General features: G+C 66.9%; 19 protein-coding genes and 1 pseudogene. 13 read left to right on the top strand and 7 right to left on the bottom strand.

Features of this window, described 5'->3' with window-relative positions:
• Together Y706_RS26110 and Y706_RS0117025 are read right to left on the bottom strand one after the other, a co-directional pair.
• The coding region (locus Y706_RS26110; protein WP_043436365.1) for a PHP domain-containing protein at positions 1-1,620 on the bottom strand (1,620 nt) is incomplete at its 3' end.
• A complete protein-coding gene (locus tag Y706_RS0117025) occupies positions 1,617-1,952 on the bottom strand; it encodes a DUF6504 family protein (RefSeq protein ID WP_028277549.1) in 336 nt (111 codons plus the stop codon). The genes Y706_RS0117025 and Y706_RS26110, both read right to left, overlap by 4 nt.
• Positions 1,953-2,181: 229 nt before the next feature.
• On the opposite strand from Y706_RS0117025, the gene Y706_RS0117020 reads away from it, so the two are divergent.
• Positions 2,182-2,568 (top strand): hypothetical protein, encoded by a 387-nt coding sequence (locus tag Y706_RS0117020; protein WP_018773194.1) that lies wholly within the window; start codon positions 2,182-2,184, stop codon positions 2,566-2,568.
• A gap of 7 nt (positions 2,569-2,575) precedes the next feature.
• On the opposite strand, the gene Y706_RS0117015 is transcribed toward Y706_RS0117020, so the two are convergent.
• Positions 2,576-2,902, bottom strand: a complete 327-nt coding sequence (locus tag Y706_RS0117015) for a chorismate mutase (protein ID WP_028277548.1) — start codon at positions 2,900-2,902, stop codon at positions 2,576-2,578.
• Positions 2,903-2,916: 14 nt separating this feature from the next.
• On the opposite strand from Y706_RS0117015, the gene Y706_RS0117010 reads away from it, so the two are divergent.
• Positions 2,917-3,339, top strand: a complete 423-nt coding sequence (locus Y706_RS0117010; protein ID WP_028277547.1) for a VOC family protein — start codon at positions 2,917-2,919, stop codon at positions 3,337-3,339.
• 64 nt (positions 3,340-3,403) lie between these two features.
• Here Y706_RS0117010 and Y706_RS0117005 read toward each other — a convergent pair whose 3' ends face one another.
• A complete protein-coding gene (locus tag Y706_RS0117005) occupies positions 3,404-4,150 on the bottom strand; it encodes an SOS response-associated peptidase (protein ID WP_084476213.1) in 747 nt (248 codons plus the stop codon).
• Positions 4,151-4,416: 266 nt separating this feature from the next.
• Between Y706_RS0117005 and Y706_RS0117000 the strand changes: the two genes are divergently transcribed.
• From Y706_RS0117000 to Y706_RS0116985, 4 genes are all read left to right on the top strand, one after another.
• Positions 4,417-4,674, top strand: a complete 258-nt coding sequence (locus Y706_RS0117000; RefSeq protein ID WP_011692168.1) for a mycoredoxin — start codon at positions 4,417-4,419, stop codon at positions 4,672-4,674.
• Between the two features lie 132 nt (positions 4,675-4,806).
• Positions 4,807-5,892 carry an S-(hydroxymethyl)mycothiol dehydrogenase gene (locus Y706_RS0116995; RefSeq protein ID WP_028277545.1) on the top strand — a complete coding sequence of 362 codons (1,086 nt, stop codon included), beginning with the start codon at positions 4,807-4,809 and terminating at the stop codon, positions 5,890-5,892.
• Positions 5,889-6,551 (top strand): MBL fold metallo-hydrolase, encoded by a 663-nt coding sequence (locus tag Y706_RS0116990; protein WP_028277544.1) that lies wholly within the window; start codon positions 5,889-5,891, stop codon positions 6,549-6,551. Before Y706_RS0116995 ends, Y706_RS0116990 begins: the two co-directional genes overlap by 4 nt.
• A gap of 67 nt (positions 6,552-6,618) precedes the next feature.
• Positions 6,619-7,119 (top strand): DinB family protein, encoded by a 501-nt coding sequence (locus tag Y706_RS0116985; RefSeq protein ID WP_043436364.1) that lies wholly within the window; start codon positions 6,619-6,621, stop codon positions 7,117-7,119.
• A 526-nt stretch (positions 7,120-7,645) separates the two neighbouring features.
• Here the strand turns inward: Y706_RS0116985 and Y706_RS0116980 are convergent.
• Complete coding sequence (locus tag Y706_RS0116980) at positions 7,646-7,957, bottom strand: hypothetical protein (protein WP_156945182.1); 312 nt, start codon at positions 7,955-7,957, stop codon at positions 7,646-7,648.
• Between the two features lie 206 nt (positions 7,958-8,163).
• Here Y706_RS0116980 and Y706_RS0116975 point away from each other — a divergent pair, with 206 nt between their 5' ends.
• Both Y706_RS0116975 and Y706_RS0116970 read left to right on the top strand, forming a co-directional pair.
• Complete coding sequence (locus Y706_RS0116975; protein WP_028277541.1) at positions 8,164-8,922, top strand: VOC family protein; 759 nt, start codon at positions 8,164-8,166, stop codon at positions 8,920-8,922.
• 56 nt (positions 8,923-8,978) lie between these two features.
• Positions 8,979-10,421, top strand: a complete 1,443-nt coding sequence (locus Y706_RS0116970) for an AAA family ATPase (protein ID WP_043436363.1) — start codon at positions 8,979-8,981, stop codon at positions 10,419-10,421.
• A 28-nt stretch (positions 10,422-10,449) separates the two neighbouring features.
• Here Y706_RS0116970 and Y706_RS0116965 read toward each other — a convergent pair whose 3' ends face one another.
• Positions 10,450-11,214 (bottom strand): GNAT family N-acetyltransferase, encoded by a 765-nt coding sequence (locus Y706_RS0116965; RefSeq protein WP_253906821.1) that lies wholly within the window; start codon positions 11,212-11,214, stop codon positions 10,450-10,452.
• 309 nt (positions 11,215-11,523) lie between these two features.
• On the opposite strand from Y706_RS0116965, the gene Y706_RS0116960 reads away from it, so the two are divergent.
• From Y706_RS0116960 to Y706_RS28930, 3 genes are read left to right on the top strand one after another with little or no spacing between them, the layout of a single operon-like run.
• On the top strand, positions 11,524-13,152 hold the full coding sequence (locus Y706_RS0116960) for an FAD-dependent oxidoreductase (RefSeq protein ID WP_028277538.1): 1,629 nt from the start codon (positions 11,524-11,526) through the stop codon (positions 13,150-13,152).
• A 54-nt stretch (positions 13,153-13,206) separates the two neighbouring features.
• The gene (locus tag Y706_RS0116955; protein ID WP_028277537.1) at positions 13,207-14,478 is read left to right on the top strand and encodes a cytochrome P450; all 1,272 of its coding nucleotides are present in this window, start codon (positions 13,207-13,209) and stop codon (positions 14,476-14,478) included.
• Between the two features lie 10 nt (positions 14,479-14,488).
• The gene (locus Y706_RS28930; RefSeq protein ID WP_156945181.1) at positions 14,489-14,665 is read left to right on the top strand and encodes a hypothetical protein; all 177 of its coding nucleotides are present in this window, start codon (positions 14,489-14,491) and stop codon (positions 14,663-14,665) included.
• Positions 14,666-14,821: 156 nt separating this feature from the next.
• Here Y706_RS28930 and Y706_RS0116945 read toward each other — a convergent pair whose 3' ends face one another.
• The gene (locus tag Y706_RS0116945) at positions 14,822-17,377 is read right to left on the bottom strand and encodes an AMP-binding protein (protein ID WP_028277536.1); all 2,556 of its coding nucleotides are present in this window, start codon (positions 17,375-17,377) and stop codon (positions 14,822-14,824) included.
• Between the two features lie 223 nt (positions 17,378-17,600).
• On the opposite strand from Y706_RS0116945, the gene efeO reads away from it, so the two are divergent.
• Both efeO and Y706_RS29830 read left to right on the top strand, forming a co-directional pair.
• The gene (gene efeO / locus Y706_RS0116940; RefSeq protein ID WP_156945179.1) at positions 17,601-18,521 is read left to right on the top strand and encodes an iron uptake system protein EfeO; all 921 of its coding nucleotides are present in this window, start codon (positions 17,601-17,603) and stop codon (positions 18,519-18,521) included.
• Positions 18,518-18,697 (top strand): annotated as a pseudogene (locus tag Y706_RS29830) (deferrochelatase/peroxidase EfeB); the annotation flags it as partial. The gene efeO and the pseudogene Y706_RS29830, both read left to right, overlap by 4 nt.

Below are 18,697 nucleotides of genomic sequence, written 5' to 3'. Positions count from 1 at the left end.
GTCCAGCCGCTCCGTGAGGTCCACCAGCAGGTCCAGCTGCTGGTTCTCGGAGAAGCCGCGTTGCTCCACCCGGTCCGCGAATTCCTTCAGCTCGGGTTTCTCCACGAGGGCTTCGCGGAAGTGCCGGGCCGAGAACCGCCACAGCTGCTTGGCGATTTCCCCGACCTCGCCGTCGTCCATGCCCAGGGCCAGGCCGGCGTCGCGCACGGCACCGCGAGCGCGGTAACCGTTCTGCATGCTCATCAGCGTGACGCGTTCGGCGCCGAAGCGCTCAAAGATCTTCCGGTAGACGTTGTGCCGTTCGGCGCTTTCGACGTCGATGTCGATGTCCGGCAGGGTGGCACGGTCGCGGGAGAGGAAGCGTTCAAAGATGAGGTCGTGCTGGAGCGGGTTCACCTGGCTGATGTCGATCAGGTAGTTGACCAGGCTGGAGGCGCCCGAACCGCGCGCGGCCGCCCGGACGCCCAGGGCCAGGATCATCCGGGAGACCTCTGCGACGGTCAGGAAGTACGAGGCGAAGCCCAGCGAGTCGATGATCCGGAGCTCGTGCTCCAGCCTGGCACGCAGCTGCTGTTCCCGCTGCCCGGAAATGCCCGGGAAGCGGCGGCCGATGCCGGCCTCACACCGCAGGGTCAGTTCGGCGAGCGCGTCGCCGTCGATCCCGATCACGGATGCCTCCGGGACCACGGGCTGTTTCCAGCCCATGTCAGCTTCCGGATCCATGCGGCAGCGGTCCGCGAGCGCCTCGGTCTGGGCCAGGAGCCGTTTGAGGTCCGCTGTGCCGTAGCCGGCGGCGTGGATAATCTCCTTGCCCAGCTGCAGCATCCGGGCCGCCGATTTGAGCCAGCCCTGCCCGTTGGGCTGCAGCAGGGGGGCGGCGGAGAGCTCGGGGAGGGATTTCAGCGTCCGGGCCGAGTCCAGCACATCGGCAGTGGCCGCGCCGTCCTCAGCCACGTACCGCACGGCGTTGCTCAGCACGGCAGGCACCCCGTGTTCTGCGGCGAGTTTGAGCATGCGCACCGCGTGGGCGGTGCTCAGCGGTTCCCCGGGCGGGCTGAGCTGGGACACAACCTCTGCCGCCAGCGTTCCGGGGGGCATGGCGTCCAGCCAGCTTTTGAACAGGGTGCGGGGCCGCAGGTAGCGCCGGCCACCCATGGCCCGGCCGACGTCGGAGTCCGGGCCGATCAGCACTGTCAGGACCGGCTTCAGGGTGTCCGGGTGCAGGGTGCGGGAGGCCAGTTCCGCCCGGGTGACGGCCACCGGCACTATTCCCTGCGCCTTGCCCGTGGTGCGGGCGTGGGCGTCGGAGATCAGCCGGCACAGGGCCCGGTAGCCGGCACCGTTGTTGTGTCCGTGAGCCAGCACGACGACGCGTCCCCCGAGCTGGGTGCGGTGGTCGCCGTCGTCGTCAAAGACCGCAAGGTCCACCCCGACGATTGCATCCAGCCCGGCTGCCATGCACGCCTTCAGGTGCTTGACGGTTCCATACAGGCCGTCTCGGTCCGTGCAGGCCAGCGCGGTGGCGCCGTCAGCGGCGGCCGCGGCGGCAAGTTCATCCGGCCAGGAGACGCCATAGTGGGCGCTGAACGCGGTGGAGACGTGCAGGTGGGTAAAGCTCATGCTGATTCGGGCTTCCGGAGAGGCTGGAGGGCGTCGTGGATCTTCAGGAGCCGCCACCGGCCGCTGCCGACATGCCGGGTCAGGTCAAGGGTGAGGGTGGAATCCGCGGCGTGATCCCCGGCCGCACGCACCTGGACCCGCCAGATCTCATGATCCACCAGGCCCGGCCCGCTTCCGAGTGGCGCCCGGCGTTCCTCGGCCCACCACTGGCGGCGTTCGTACCAGCGGACGGGGTCAGCGCAGACCGTGTAGCGCCGGCCGGCCCAGTCGAGGCGCAGGGGCTGGCCGGAGGGCGTGCAGATGACATCCACGGACTCGCTGAAAATACCCACGTTGCCTCCCGACCCAGTCCGGGCTGGAGCCGGCCCAGTCCCCGCTTCGACTTCCTACGTCCATTCCGCTTCCGGCGCCTTGTGTTCAACGCCCTCTACTTCAACGCCCTCTGTTTCACGCCCTGTATTTATTCGAACATATCTTCGAATAAATACAGTCTACGTCGCGGAGCCGACAAAACCCAGATCGGGGGTGGACGGACGATTGCACAGGTAGCAGGATTGAGCCATGAGCTCCCATATCGCACTCCTGAAGCACGTAAAGATCGCCGCCAAGAATTCAACCTTGGTGGCGACCTTCGATATAGACGGAAATATCCCGGGGCAAGGCGCCTATGTGGTGGGCCTGCTGGCAGCCGGGCCGGACTACTCCCATCAGCGCAGACTGGGCATTGAGTTCATGAACGGCGAGGCCGTGTCCTTCTACTACTTCAACCATGACGGCACGGAAGAGAACTTCGACCTCAAAGGCGTGGAACACTCAGGAAACACCATCACGGGAAACTTCCCCATCGCGACTGTGCTTGGCCTGCCCAAGGGCCATCTCATGACGGCCTTCAGCGATTGTGACGGCCGGGACTACCAGGCCAACGTGCCTGTCGAAGAAGCCCTCTAGGCACCTTCTAGGAGCTGGACTTGTACACTTCCAGCTCGAGCGTGATGAAGGCATCGATCATCGCCCGGTAGGTCTTCTCGACAAGCTCGACGTCGATGTCCTTCTTTTCCGCTGTGGCGCGGACGTGTTCGATGACCCGCTCCACACGCCCGGGCGCACGGACCTCGGCGCTGTCCGCCTTGAGGGTCCCGGCGATCCGGATCAGCCGTTCCCGGCGCCCGATCAAGGACACGATCTGCTCGTCCACCTCGTCAACAGCCACCCGCACGGCGGCGAGCTGTTCGCGGTCGGCCTGGGCGGCCTTGTCGTCTGCGTGATTTGTGGGCATGTGCATGACAGTATCGAAAGATGCAGCCACGAGTCGACTTCATATCGCTAGGTGTCCGCAGTGTTGACGCATCACGCCGCTTCTACGTCGATGGCCTCGGATGGCCGGTCCACCGGGAAGTCCCCGGGGAGGTGCTCTTCATCCAGGTCAACCACGGCCTCATCCTCTCGCTCTGGGACGCGGGTCAAATGCAGTCCGAGGCGGCCACCGATCCCCCTGCCGGCATTGCGTGCATCACGCTCAGCCACAACCTGGCCGGCACGGCGGACGTCGACCGGGTGATGGCCGAAGCCGGGACCGCGGGAGCCCGCATCGTTGCGGTACCGAAGACCCAGCCCTGGGGCGGCTACACCGGCTACTTCGCCGATCCCGACGGGTACCGCTGGGAGGTCGCCTTCAACCCCGACTGGTCGGTCGACGGCGACGGCAAAGTAACGCTCTGACCTCAGGTGACCAACGCCCCACGCCTTGGCAGCCGGCCGGCAGCTTGACAGGGCGGCCCACCCGCTAGAACAGGCTCCCCACCGGCTGGATGAGTTCCGGTGAGTCATTCCTGACGTTCCCGACGGCGGTTCCGACGGCGTCGATCGTCCAGCCTTCCGCGACGTCGTGCGCCCCGGCCCGGACCAGATCCACGAGCCCGGCCGCGTCATCGGCCTGCGGGTCCAGCCACGTCTGCATGGTCTCGCGGTTCATGGGCAGCGGAACCCTGTCATGCAGCGCGGTCAGCTCGGCCAGCATTCCCCCGGCGTAGCCCTCCGGCGGCGAGTCGGTGGTCATGATCGAGGTCGAGAGCATCCAGCGCTCCGGGTCGCCCTCTTCCTTGGACGGGTCCCGCCACCATTCATAGAGTCCCGCGAAGACAATGGGGCGTCCGTCCTTGGGATGGACGTAGTAGGGCTGCTTGGTGCGGCCCTCACCCTTCCACTCGTAGTAGCCGTCCGCCGGGACGGCGCAGCGACGGGCGCGGGTCGCTTTCCGGAAGGCGGGTTTCTCCAGAACGGTCTCGCTGCGGGCATTGATCATCTTGGACCCGATGCCCGGGTCCTTGGCCCAGGACGGCACCAGGCCCCACCGCGCAATGTGCAGTTGGCGGACCGGTTCTCCCTCCACCAGCCGTTCGAGCAGGATCGGCACATCCGCCGTCGGGGCCACGTTCCACGACGGCGGAATCGCGATCTCATCCTCCAGCCCGGAATCGAATTCGGCCAGCAGGTCTCCGACGGCCCGGGCCATCACGTAGCGTCCACACATGGCACCAGCATGCCACCGCACCCATCCCATGTCATCCGCCCAGGAAGACCATCCTGAGCCCGCCGAGGTCGCCGGAAACGTGCGAACTCGCCGGAACTTTCCGGCGACTTCGCATCTTTACCGCGAATTCGCGTCCGACGGCGGCGTGGGGGGCAGCGCTCTCTGCGGGAATAGCGGGCTGCGGGGTACGGTTGTTGGCAGTGACGTACGACTTCAGTGGGGCCGGCCCTATACGCCGGCCCCACGACTTACTTGAGGAGAACTTCGTGGACTTCACCCCCGAATCCGGCACCATCACCATGTTTTCGACCACGTGGTGCGGCTACTGCAACCGGCTGAAGAAGCAGCTGGACGCACAGGGCATCGGGTACACCGAGATCAACATCGAGGAAGTCGAAGGCACGGCCGATCTCGTCGAGCAGCTCAACGGAGGCAACCGCACCGTCCCCACCGTGCTGTTCCCCGACGGCACCGCCGCCACCAACCCCTCCGCAGCTGAGGTCAAGAGCCGGCTCGCCGCCTAGGCCCTTCCTGCATCCAAGGACACCACCAAACCACGACGGCGCGGCCTCCCAAGGGCCGCGCCGCCGCCCGTTGGGCCAGTAACCAGTAAGTTGTGCCAGCAATCCGCGTTCCAGAACAAAGGAGCTTGTTTCATGGTCCATAAAGTCAAAGCCGCAGTAGTCCGTTCCAAAAATGCCGACGTCACCCTGGAGACGATCCTGGTGCCGGACCCGGGCCCCGGCGAGGCCCTCGTGGACATCCTCACCTGCGGTGTCTGCCACACCGATCTGCACTACAAGCAGGGTGCCATCAACGACGACTTCCCCTTCCTGCTCGGCCACGAGGCCACCGGCGTTGTCAGTGCCGTGGGACCGGATGTCACCGAGGTTGCCCCCGGGGACCGCGTGGTGCTGAACTGGCGGGCCGTCTGCGGCGAGTGCCGCGCCTGCCGCCGGGGCCAGCCGCAGTACTGCTTCAATACCCACAACGCCACCCAGAAGATGACGCTGGAGGACGGCACGGAACTGACGGCCGCGCTGGGCATCGGCGCCTTCGCCGAAAAGACCCTCGTGGCCGCCGGCCAGTGCACCAAGGTGGACGACGACGCCGATCCCGCCGCCGTCGGCCTGCTCGGGTGCGGCGTCATGGCAGGCATCGGCGCGGCGATCAATACCGGAAACGTCCAGCGCGGCGATTCTGTCGCCGTGATCGGCTGCGGCGGGGTGGGCGTGGCAGCCGTCGCCGGCGCAGCGCTCGCCGGCGCCACCACCGTGATCGCCGTCGACATCGACGCCAAGAAGCTCCAGCGTGCCACGGAGCTCGGCGCCACCCACACGGTGGACTCCTCGGCCGTCGACCCCGTCGAAGCGATCCGCGAACTGACCGGCGGTTTCGGTGCCGATGTGGTGATCGACGCCGTCGGCCGCCCGGAAACGTACAAGCAGGCCTTCTACGCCCGGGACCTCGCCGGCACGGTGGTCCTGGTGGGTGTGCCGAGCCCCGAGATGACCCTGGAACTGCCGCTGCTGGATGTGTTCGGCCGCGGCGGCTCGCTGAAGTCCTCCTGGTACGGCGACTGCCTGCCTTCGCGTGACTTCCCCACGCTCATCAGCCTCTACCGGCAGGGCAAGCTGGACCTGGACGCCTTCGTGACGGAGCGGATCACGATCGACCAGATCGAGGAAGCCTTCACGAAGATGCACGCCGGCGCTGTGCTGCGCTCGGTGGTGGAACTGTGAACGCCGGCTCAGAGAGCTTCCGGATCGACCGGCTGGTGACCTCCGGGACGTTCTCGCTCGACGGCGGGACCTGGGATGTTGAGAACAACGTATGGGTCCTCGGGGATGACGCCGAATGCGTGATCATCGACCCGGCCCACGATCCCGCTGCCGTGGCCGCGGCCGTCTCGGGCAGGAAGGTCACGGCAATCCTGCTCACGCACGGCCACGATGACCACATCGGCGCCGTCGGAGCCCTCCGGATGCTCGTGAACGCGCCCGTGTACCTGCACCGGGCCGACTGGATGCTGTGGGAGCGGGTGTTCCCCGGCACCGAGCCGGACCACGCCATTGCCGACGGCGACACATTCGACGTCGCAGGGGCAAGGCTCGTGGCACTGCACACCCCCGGCCACTCGCCCGGGTCCGTGTGCTTCCTTCTCGAAAGCGAAGGCACCGTGCTCAGCGAAAAAACAGTGTTCAGCGGGGACACGCTGTTCCAGGGTGGCCCCGGGGCGACGGGCCGTTCCTTCAGCGATTTCCCGACCATCATCGAGTCCATCCGGACCCGGCTCCTGCCGCTCCCGGCCGACACGACAGTCCGGACCGGCCACGGGGATCCCACAACGATCGGCGCCGAAGCACCGCACGTTGAGGAATGGATCGCCCGCGGCCACTAACCGCGTCCGCGGAAAGGCCCGGCCCACCGCTTCCGGCCCGGGCCTTTCCGCCATAGGATGTGGGGCCATGAGCTCTCGCACCAGCATGGACCCGGCAAGACTGGCCGCGGACCTGCGTACCCAGTTCGATGCATTCCTCGATGAGCATCGTGCGGACCTGCACGCCTGCCTGGACGGGCTCACCGAAGAAGAGGCCCGGGCCTCGCTGGTGCCGTCGCGGACCACCCTCCTCGGGCTGGTCAAGCACGCCGCCTTCGTGGAGAAGGTCTGGTTTGACGAGGCCATCACGTGCCGGCCCCGGGCGGAGATCGGCATTCCGGCCACCCCGGACGAATCGTTCATCCTGGCGGATGGCGACACCATCGCGGGCCTCCAGGCCGCCTACCTCCAGGCCTGTGGGGACTCACGCCGTCAGGCCTCTTCCCTCGGCCTTGACGACCTTGTCAGAGGCAACCGGCGCGGCCCGTTGCCGCTGCGGTGGGTCTACCTGCACATGCTCAGGGAACTCGCCCAGCACTGCGGCCACGCGGACATTCTGCGCGAGCAGATCCTCGCTGCGCGCACCTGACGACACCGGCCTCCCGGGTCAATGTTCTGAACCAGAAGAGCGGCATTGAACAATGGGTGCTGGTGAGCGCGGATGCGGCCACCCCCGATTGGTTTTCACAGGGCCGCATCCGCGCTGGTCTAGGGAAGCCCGGGTTCAGGCTCTGGTCCCGCGTGCCGGCCGCGTAATCGCGCCCCGATCAGCTCAGACACCACAGCGGGGGCACGCAAGGAAGCAGGCCGGCCGGATGTCGTGCCCGGTCTAAAGGCCAACGCCGTGAACTGGACTACGGCACTGCCGGGGACAACGACTCTGGTGGCCATGAGATAGGAACTCCCGCAACGAAGTTTGCAGCCTCTGCCTGACCAAATTCAGAATAGCAATTGCATTTGCCGTACAAAAGGAAAAGAGAGTAACAATTAATATGCGGTTATTCCGGCCGGTATCCCCCTGGTCCGGCTCACCGTCTCCAGGGCCCCCGGTGTTTGTAGGGACCACAGTCCGGAAAGATGTGGGATGCGAGGTCAACCGGCCGGTGCGCTGGCCGTCATTTCGTGGACGGGGCGTATTCCGGGTAGTAGCGCTGGATCTCCTGAACGGTCTTGCCGGCCCTCACCATTCGCTCAACGGACATCATGCTCCGGACTTCCTCGTCCGAGGACCGGGTGCTGTTCCACGGTCCCATCGTTCGGTAGCAGAAGTCATTCGGATCGTTCAGCCTGGCCTCGTTGTAGCACTCGGGATGATCCGAGGCATCAATTGCCGTGCCAGCAGGACCGGATTTCGATGTTCCGAACGCGGCGGACAGCCCCAGCGCGAGAAGTGGCGTGAGCGCCATGGCTGCAATTCCAGTTTTCATTCCTTTATTCATGGTTCCCCCAATTGGCCAGAAATATGTTGGCGAGCCTACCGCACAGGTGCCAGGTTTCCCGAGCGACGGTGTTTTCCCCTCGGTCATGGAGGTTCGGCAGTTTGCCTCGGCGGAATCGCAGTTGGGTCTTGATCCACTCCGCGGTCCTGGGAAACAATGTTCGCGGCATAACGGGCCCCGGAGAAAGGGTTTCAATGACAGCGCGGGATACCTCCTCAGTCGGTGCTCCGTGCTGGGTCGACACCTGGCAGCCCGACCCTCAGGCGGCCAAGGACTTCTACGGTCCGCTCTTCGGGTGGACTTTCGACGACCCCATTCCGATGCCGTCCGGGCTCGACGGCTTCTACTACGCTGCGCGCCTCCGCGGTCAGCTGGTTGCCGGAATCGGACAGGCGCCGCCGCAATCGCCGCCGGGGTGGATCACCCACGTGCGTGTCGTAAACGTCGGGGAAGCCTTGGCTCGTGCCGAACGGGCGGGGGGCAAGCGCCTGGCGCCGTTTGGTGCCGGCCCGGATGACCGTATTGCTGTGCTCGCCGATGCCACCGGCATCCCGTTCTGCCTGCGGCGGGCAGAAGGGAACGACGGCGCCCAGCTGGCCAATGAGCCGAATTCCTGGGCCATGAGCTCGCTGCACACCACAGATCTCGGGCGGGCCCAGGCGTTCTACGGTGCAATGTTCGACTGGGAACTCGAACCCGTCCCGGACGCCCCCTTCTCGCGGTGGCTCCGCTCCGGCCGGGTAGTGGCGGTGGTGGCAGCCACGGACGGCGTCGCGGTCCCGCCGCATTGGAGCGTCAATTTCGCCGTCCGCGACGCGGACGCCATTGCCCGGCAGGCCCTAACACTGGGTGGCAGCATCTTGATGGCGCCCATGGACTCTCCGGGATATCGCAGCGCCGTGATCAGGGACCCCCAGGGCGGCACCATGGCGGTCAGCGCAACCGCCGGCTGACGCTTGCTGGAGAGCATGGGCGCCACACCGATTTGCGGCGCTGGTAGGGTCAGCCCATGGATGAAATTTTGGGGAAGTTCATCGACGATTTCGCGCGGCTCGTGGAGCTTGCGCAGTCCGGGCAGCGTCGGGGGCAACCGGGAACCCAGCTGCTGACTGCGCTCACCGAGCATTTGGCGGTCCGGGCCGAATCAGTGTCAGTAGTGGTTGAGGAGATTCCGCCGCACCGATTCGTGGACGCTGACATCCTCATGGAAGAGCTCGCCGCAGAGGATCCTGAGTTCCGGCTCGTGGGCATCGGCGGCGGCGACCAACGCCACCATCACTCGCTGAGCGACATGCTGCAGCAGTCCCAGCTATATCCGCAGTTCCCCCTGTCCCAGCCGGACTACGCCAACTTAGCTGTCGGTCCGGACGAACAACGGCAGGCCGTGGCACTGGGGCTCTGGCTATTCAGCCATGGAGGCAGTCCCATCGCCGTGCTGCAGCGGGACGCCAACCCCCGGTATGGCCGGCAGTCAGCTTCCCTTGAGGTTTTGGCCGGCGCTACAGATAAGGCCGCACGCTTCCTCTCGGAGTTCCGCAATCGGATGCAGCACCGCAGCGTGCTCAAGGGACAGGTCATTTCCCTGGTGATGGGCGAGTATGGTCCCAGCGCGGCCGGGGTGACGTTCCATGCACGGCCTGTCCTTGCCGCGTCGGATGTCATCCTGCCGGATGGCCTGCTGGAGAAAGCGTCGGACCACGCCTTAGGTATCGCCGAGCACCGTGAGTCTCTGATCAGGTACGGCCAGCACCTCAAACGCGGCGTCCTGCTCTACGGCAGGCCGGGGACGGGCAAGACCCACACGGTACGGTATTTGTTGAGCCGTAGCGAAGGTGTCACAGCAATCCTTCTTTCGGGAGGATCGCTCGCGAGGATCTCAGAAGCCGCCACCATGGCCAGGGCGCTGCAGCCCTCCATCGTGGTCCTTGAGGACTGCGACCTCATCGCCGAGGACCGCAGCTTCGGGCACGGACCACAGCCGCTGCTATTCGAGGTGCTGGACGCCATGGACGGTTTGGCCAGCGACGCCGACGTGGCGTTCGTCCTCACCACCAACCGCGTGGACATGTTGGAACGCGCCTTGGCACAGCGTCCCGGCCGTGTGGACCTGGCCGTGGAAATTCCTATGCCTGCCCGGGCGGAGCGGGTTGCGCTGATCAAACTGTATGCCCGCGGTATTCCCCTCAGCCCGGGCTCGATTGAAGACGCCGCCGCCCGCACCGAAGGAACCACCGCCTCGTTCGCACGCGAACTCGTCCGCCGTGCGGTCGTTGCCGGCGCATTGGACGGCGTGCCGGTGGCGGACCATCATCTTCAGAAGGCTGTGGATGACCTGATGGCCGACAGCGCCGCGCTCACCCGAAGCCTCCTCGGCAGCGGCGCCGAAGACGCCTCTGAGGGCATGGGCGGACCGTTCCCCGGACCGCCGGCGGCCTTCCATCCCGGGGGCTAGGACGTACCGCACGAGTGCGCTTGGGCCCTCAGCGACGCCAGCGGTACGGGGTGGTCGTTGAGACCCGCAGCAGTCCATAGCGTTCCAGGATCGGTCGCGAATATTCTGTCGAGTCACTGTGGATGAGTCTCTTCCCGAGCGCCAGCGCGGCCCGGGCCCGGGCCGCGGTGAGGGCCCGGTAGATACCCTGGCCACGCCATTCTGGTCGCGTCGCCCCGCCCCAGATGCCCGCAAATTCCGTACCCGGCACCGGCTCGAGGCGGCCCGCGCTCACGATCAGTCCTTCGTGTTCGGCCACCCACAGTTCCATACCGTCGTCCAGAGCCACGCGCCGCAGGATTGCGTCGGCATTGCCGTCGGAGACGTCGGTGCCGAAAACCTCGTCCTGCATCGCGCTCATGGCGCGGATGTCCCGTTCTGCGCTCACCCGCCGCAAGCTGACGCCGGGCGGGAGCTGCACGTCCGCATTCAACGCGTTTGCCGCCCCAATCATGATCGACTCGGTCTCATCGGGCTCAAATCCGTTGTCGAGCAGTGCCTCATGGAGTCCGGGTGCATGATCGTGGCCGCGGGTTTTCCACTCGACCCGCACGATCGCGGGATCGCTGCGGTAAAACGCGAGCGCTTCGGCCACCCAGCCCGCAATCCTCCGGGCATTGGCCCCATCGAGGTCCTGATACGTCACGAAACCCCTGCCGCCGGCGAACGTCACCAGCCGCAGCGGGCCCAGCCGTTCAACGCCGGTTGCACTGGGGGTCTCGGCATCTGTCCGGAGCTGCTGGTCGTACGCCATAAGAAGTTCTTCAGAAAGAGTCATCGGCGTCCACCCTACAGCCACGCCGGACGCTGGATACAGGACACCCGGCGCTCACGTTCCCTCACCGAGGGGCAACCCGGCCGGAGCGATGGCTAAGTGTCACCTGCACTCCTGCCGCCGCCCCCAGCGCGGCCTCATGGCGAAGGTCTGCTTCCGCCGCAAGACCCCCCACGCTCCGCTCTGGAGGCCCTCCGCAGCCTCGTCGTACCCGGCCGCAGGCCTCTTCCGTGGCCAGCCCGCGAGGCTTAGACTCGATTGGCTTGAGCAAACAGGGAGAAGTTCGGCATGAGGCTCGTCGTCGATCTCACTAAGTGTCAGGGTTACGCACAATGCGCCTTCCTCGCCCCGGAGGTCTTCACGATCCAGGGGGACGAGGCGCTTACCTACGACCCGGACCCTGACGAGGCGCAGCGCACGAGGATCCGGCGGTCCGCCGCGGCCTGCCCCGTCCAGGCCATCCGACTCGACCAGCTTGAGGAGCCGCACAGGCCGCGGCCTCCCGAAGAAGCCCCGGAAGCCGCCGCCGCCGGGGGCAACGGGGGCACCTTCCTTCGATCCGGCAGGATTGTCATCGTGGGCACGTCACTGACCGGGCTGCGCGCGGCGGAGCGGTTGCGCGAGGAAGGGTTCACGGGGTCGCTGACTCTCATTGGTGAGGAAGCGCACGAGCCGTATGACCGGCCGCCGCTGTCGAAACAGGTCCTGGCCGGGTCGGTGCGGTCCGCTGACACGTCCCTGCCGCGCCGCCGGGGAATCGATGCCGACTGGCGCCTGGGCGTCGCGGCCACGAGTCTGGATCTCGCCGCCAGGCAGGTGCATCTCGCCGACGGTGGCCGGATCGGATTCGACAAGTTGTTGATCGCCACTGGCGTGCGGGCCCGGTCCTGGCCAAACGCGGCGGAGGCGGCCCTGGCAGGCGTGCTGACCTTGCGGACCCGGGAGGACGCGGCAACGCTTCGGCAGCTCCTGGCCGCACGCCCTCGCCGGGTCCTGGTCATTGGCGCCGGGTTCATCGGCTGCGAAGTCGCTTCGGTGTGCCGCGAACTTGGCCTGCCGGTCACCGTGGCGGAGGCAGGCCCGGCACCGCTCGGCGCGGCGCTCGGCAGCGTGATCGGTGCAATTGCCGGAGAGCTGCAGATCGAGAACGGCGTGGATCTGCGCTGCGGCGTCAGGGTCCTTTCACTGGAAGGCGATGCCGGCGGACAGCTGCGCCGCGCCCGCCTCTCCGATGGCACAACACTTGACGTGGACATCGCGGTCACCGCGCTCGGGACCGTTCGTAACGGTGACTGGCTCGCAGGCTCCGGATTGGCGAGCGGCGTGTGGGGTGTCGCGTGCGACGCCGGCTGCCGGGCTTTCGACGTCAACGGGCTGGTCACCGATGACGTCTTCGTCGCCGGCGACGTATCCCGCGCCCCGCAGCCGATGTTCGGCTACCAGTTCCTCGCCGTCGAGCACTGGGGCAACGCGGTCTCCCAGGCCGAGGTTGCAGCGCACAACATGGTCAGCGGCGAAACGGCACGGTGGCCGCACCTGGCTGTGCCCAAATTCTGGTCCGTCCAGTTCGGCACCGAAATTAAGAGCGTGGGCGTGCCCTCGGTCGCCGATGAGGTCGCCATCGTGCAAGGATCGGTCGGATCCCGGCGGTTCCTGGCCGTTTACGGCTACAAGGGCCGCATCGTGGCTGCAGTGGCGTTCAACCAGAACAAATGGCTTGACTTCTATGAACCGCTGATTGACCAGGCGGCGTCCTTCCCGCCGACTTTCCACCATATTGACGAGCCGGACGACGCGCAGCCCGTGCCGGCCGGGTTCCAGCCTGCCGCCAGCCCCACCCAGGATGCGACCGTCGTCGTGACCGGCCACTATCCCAATGAGCGGCGCGCCAGATTGACTGACCGCCGCCTCCCGTAATGCGCCGCACCGGAGACCGGCAGCGACCGGCCCACGACCCAAGGAGCCTTCGCCATGGCCGAGCCCAGCACCTGGGAGCAGATCCTCGACTACACCAACCGGGCTAACCCCTACCCGTTCTACGACGAACTCCGCAAAACCCCCGTGAGACGCCTTCCGGACGGAAGCTATCTCGTGAGCACCTACGCGGAGATCGCCGCCCTGTTGCACGATCCACGGGTCAGCTCCGACATAACCCGCAACCCGGCTGCCGCCGCGGCGGGCGCCACGATTGGTGAGGACGGGGACGGCGCCGGCATGACGCCGACTTTCCTCAGCATGGATCCCCCGGATCACGACAAGTTCCGGCGGATCACCATGCGGCACTTCGGGCCGCCCACGACGCCTGGCAGGGTGGCCGGGATGGGGGCGCGGATGGCGGAAATTGTCACCGCTCTGGTCGACAACATGGCGGACCGCAGCCGGATCGACGTCGTCGATGATCTGGCGTATCCCCTGCCCGTCACGGTGATCTGCGAACTTCTCGGTGTGCCCCCCGGAGATGAACAGCGCTTCCGGGTCTGGGTGGACCTGGCCCTGCAGTCCACCGATCCCGGACTCGATCCCGAAACCCAGCAAAAGAAGAGGATTGAGGCCGGCACGGAACTGCGCGCGTTCATGCAAGAGCTGGTCGACGCCCACCGGCAGGCCCCGGGGACTGACCTGCTTTCAGCGATGGCCACCGATGATGGCCCGGAGGGCCGCATGCCGGACGAACAACTGGTGAGCACCGGGCTTCTCCTGCTCATCGCCGGACATGAAACCACAGTAAACCTCATCTCCAACGGCGTACTGACCTTGCTCCGTCACCCGGCCGAGCTCCAGAGGCTGCGCGCTGACCCCGGCCTGGCCATCCCGATGGTCGAGGAGCTGCTCCGCTACGAGCCGCCCGTGCATTTCGTCCCGTTCCGCACCGCCCTCGACGACATCGACATCGCCGGCACCACCATTCCGGCCGGCGCCTCGCTCACCCTGGTCCTTGCTGCGGGCAACCGCGACCCCGCCCACGTCGCTGACCCCGGGCTCTTCATCCCTGACCGGGCCAACAACCAGCACCTCGGTTTTGGGGGCGGCGTTCATCTTTGCTTCGGGGCGCCCCTGGCCCGGCTGGAAGCGCAGATCGCACTCACCGAATTCGCCACCAGGCTGGAGAACCCGCGGCTGGTCTCGGACCCGCCGCCGTACCGGCCGAGCCCGTTCCTGCGCGGCCCCTCCCACCTCCCGGTAGACATCGACGGCGTCCTCGCCCCTGGCCGGGCCTTCAGCCCCCAGCACGGCGGCCGTTGACAGTGTGCCGTTGAGGACCAGCAGGAGCTGCTCCAAGGTCGGCATCGTCGATGACTTCGTCAAGCTCTGGTTCACCCTGGCATTCGAACAGGGCCTGGGCCGCGGTGTGGGATTCAAGATCCTCACCGGGACCTCAGGGGGTAAGCCCCTGCTGACCGTCGCGCGGAAAATCCACTTCAGCGGGTGACGGTCAGCGGCTTCATCGGCACCGTGGAGGACGAGCACCCCGATAGCGAGGCAGTCAGTACCAATGCACCAACCGTGGCACGGATCGTGGAGCGTCGCCCGCTGTCTTTCAGACGGAAAACCATGCCGTCAGTGTCGCTGGTACAGCAGTCGGCGCCTACTGTTGTGCTGAATTCGTGCCCGGATCGTTGCCGGCGCCCGCCCGCCGGCGGTTGACCGCCCCCATCAAGCGCAGGCAGAGCGCCCAGTAGGCCACTCCCGCGGCCAGCGAGCCTGCCACGGCCAAGGCGGGGCTGATCCCGGCCAGCGGCGGATAGACCACCCAGTGGACAAGGTATGCGTAGAGGGAGGCGCTGGCTAGTACCACCATGAGTCGGCGGAGGACCTGCGGCACCGGAATGCTGGGGAGCCAGATGAGCAGCAGGATCCCGGCGAGGAGCGTGGCCTCCCGGCCGGGGTTCTCGAAGAATCCTGGAATGGTCAGGACTGCAATGACCGAGACCAGGCAACGCTGTGCGACGGTCCGGGACCGTGCGATAGCCCAGCCCAATGCGAAGAGCCAGAGCGCGGGCGCCGTGTGCGGCACGCCCGGGTTGACCAGCTCATACCGGGTCAGGAGCCCCACGCCGGTCAGCGCCAGCGGAAAGAGCAGCGGGAACCGCCGCTCGGCCCGGTCCGCCCACGGAATGGCCAGAAGCGCCGTCGCCGCGAGAAGCAGGTAGACGAGAATTTCGATGAACCAGAAGTGCCACTGGGTGCTCACCCCCTCCGGCCCGAGGACGGCGTTGAGCAGCACGATATTGGCGGGCGCGTAGTTGTCGGTGATCAGGAAGGCCACCGCGATGAACGCCATGCTCGGCACGATGATTCTTGCCACGCTGGACAGCTGCCTCCGCAGCCGCGGGATCCGCTTCCCAGAGAGCTGGAAGCGCGCGAAGTTGTAGCCTGCCACCGCCATGAGCACGTGGGCCGCACCCTGCCAGCTGAACAGCCCAACGTGCGTGCTGACGATCAGGACGATCCCGACGGCCCGCAGCACGATGCTCGTTTCGACCGGCGCAAAGAACCGTCGGTGCTTCCGGCCCGGTGCAGTTCGCGGCGGCACCAGGGCCCGGACCTGGGTCACGTGCCAATCCGGCGGGAGATGGCCCAGCGCCTGTTCCAGCCGTACTGATGCGGCCACGTAGGACAGTGAGTCCCCGCCCAGGGACACGAACGTGTCGCTGTCCGCGACGTCGGTGCACTCCAGCACGTCCTGGAAAATCTTCCGAACGCTGTCCGGAGCATTATTGTCCGGCGCGCCGGATTCCGTCGCGGGGGCGGATGCTGGCCCTGGTTTCGGCGCGGACAGGGCCAGGACGCCCCTGTAGTCGAGCTTGCCCGTGGCCAGGCGCGGGAGATGTTCGACGGCGTGGACCTCGAGGGCGGCTCGCGGCAGCCCCATGCCCTGGGCGAGGACCTTGCCCAGCAGGTGCGCGTCGTGGTCGCCTTCAACGGCGACGACGACGCCGTCGTCCGTCCCGGCGCTGGCCGCCTGCACACCGAGGTCCGCCAGGAGCCGCTCCACCTGCCCCAGGTCAACGCGCAGCCCGACGATCTTGACGAACCGGCTGCGCCGGCCCACCACTTCGTAGACGCCCGCCGGGTGCCGCCGGGCAAGGTCGCCGGTGCGGAGTTCCGTAACGGTCCGGCCCGCTGCGAGGTCCGCCGGGCATTCGGCATAGCCAAGCATGACGTTGGCGCCGCTGTAGACAAGTTCGCCGTGTTCCAGCCCCGGCACGGGGTCGATCCGGAACGAGCCGCCGGGCACCGGGATACCCACCGCGCCCGGCATCTCGGCCGCCAGTTCAGGAGGCAGGTATGCCATCCGTGCCGTCGCTTCGGTCTGGCCGTACATCACGAAAAATTCCCAGCCGCTGCGGCGGCCGAGTTCGGCGTATTTCCGCACCGATTCCGGCCCCAGCCGGCCCCCGGCCTGGGTGACGTAGCGCAGGCCGGGCAGATCCATGTCCGCAAACCCGACCCGTTCCAGCAGTTCAAAGGCGTACGGAACGGCCGCGAAGGACGTGGCTCCCCGGCGTCGGAAGAGCTCCCAGAAGCACGGATCAACCACGGAAAGGCCGGTCAGGACCAGCCCGGCGCCACGCAGCAGGTGGCTGTTGATCACGGACAGCCCGTAACAGTAGGACATCGGCAAGGTCGTCACTGCACGGTCGTCGGGCCCGATGTTCAGGTACTGGGCAATCGACTCGGCGTTGGCCTGCAGGTTCGCATGCGAGAGCCGCACGAGCTTGGGCGAGCCCGTGGATCCGGACGTGCTGAGCAGGAGCGCGAGGTCCGGGTGAAGCTCATGGCGGGTGCCGGTCCGGCGTTCGTCCAGCAGGAGCTGACCGTTGCCGGATTGGACAACGACGTCGGGGTCGTAGGCCGCAACGAGCGATTCTAGGGCGGCCGGCTTGTCCTCCGGCAGGAGGATCAGCGGGTGGCCGCCGGCCAGGGCCGCCAGATAGACCACCAGAGAGTCGACGTCGTTGGCTGCGGCGAGCGCCACGAGGCGCCGCGTGGTGCCAAGCCGGAGGGCGAAGGCATCGACCCGCTCCGCCAGCTCCCGGTACGTCATTGCCAGGGTGTCGGTGAGGATGGCTGGGCTGTCCCCGTAGCTCGCAAGATCCGCAGCAAAGGGCACCCGCATGAAATCAAGCTGCGTGGTCACCCGAACGATGTTATTAGATTAGGCTTACCTAATCCAAATTAGGGTACGAAAGGTTTGCGTAATCGCCGCGAATCGGTATCCTCCTTACTTAGGTGTACCTAAGTCGGGCCTGCCTCGGCGATGTTGCCGGGGCAGCCCACACGGTCCCGCACCCCTGACTCCATTCCCCCACACCGCACGGCTCCACCCCCACCGATCCACCCCACCGATCCAAGGAAACACCATGCCCAGCATTCCCCTGCCCAAAAACTCCCCACGGGTCCGGAAGACGCTTGCCCTGTTGGCCGCGGCAACCACCGTTCCGCTGGCCCTGGCCGGCTGCATGGGCACCCCAAAGGACCCGGGCGCCGCCGGACCCATCCAGGTCACGAGCAGTCCCGCCGTCGACGCTCACCTTCAGGGCCTGCTGGACACCGGCACCCGGCAATACTCCGCTTTCGTCGTGGATCAGACGGATCAGCTGGTTACCGGCACGAGGGCATTCGCGGCGGCTTACGCAGCCGGGGATGCGACGAAGGCCCGCGGGCTCTATGCCGCCACGCGCATGCACTGGGAGCGCATCGAGCCGGTCGCCGAGTCGTTCGGGGACCTGGACCCCAAGCTCGATGCCCGTGAAGCCGACCTCGAACCCGGCCAGGAATGGACCGGCTGGCACCGGGCCGAGAAGGACCTGTTCCCGCCGGCCGGTTACACGCCCCTCGCACCGGCGGAGCGTGCCGCCATCGCCACGCAGCTTGTTGCCGACACCGAGGACCTGGCCCAGCGGACCCGCACTGTGGAACTCTCCGCGGACAAGATCGGCAACGGCGCCAAGGAGCTCCTGGACGAGGTGGCCACCGGCAAAGTTACCGGGGAGGAGGAAATCTGGTCCCACACCGATCTCTGGGACTTCCAGGCCAACATTGACGGAGCCCGGACCGCCTTCGAGAGCCTGTTGCCTGCGCTGCAGCAGAAGGACCCGGACCTGGCCGAAGCGCTCGAGGCCAAGTTCGCTGCCTTGCAGGCCGGGCTCAAGCAGCATTCCACCGGCGCAGGCTTCGCCTACTACAACGACCTCAGCCAGGACCAGGTGCAGCAGCTCGCCTCCCTGGTTGATGCCCTGGGCGAGCCCCTGGCCAAGCTCACTTCGGCAGTAGCCCCGTGACCGGCTGCCCCTTCGGCGCCAACCCTCGCCGGGCCCCCGACGGCGGCGCCCCCGAATCAGCTGGCGCACCGGAACCAGCCAAGGCATCGGGAGCCGCCGCCATGCCCGCGCCGCCGGCAGCCCCCGGTTCGGGAAAGGGCCGGCTGTCCCGCCGCGGGCTCCTGTCCCTGGCAGGA

Origin of the sequence: Arthrobacter sp. I3 (genome assembly GCF_000520575.1) — a bacterium.
Taxonomy (GTDB): domain Bacteria; phylum Actinomycetota; class Actinomycetes; order Actinomycetales; family Micrococcaceae; genus Arthrobacter; species Arthrobacter humicola_A.
This window is presented reverse-complemented; position numbering and strand designations above follow the sequence as displayed.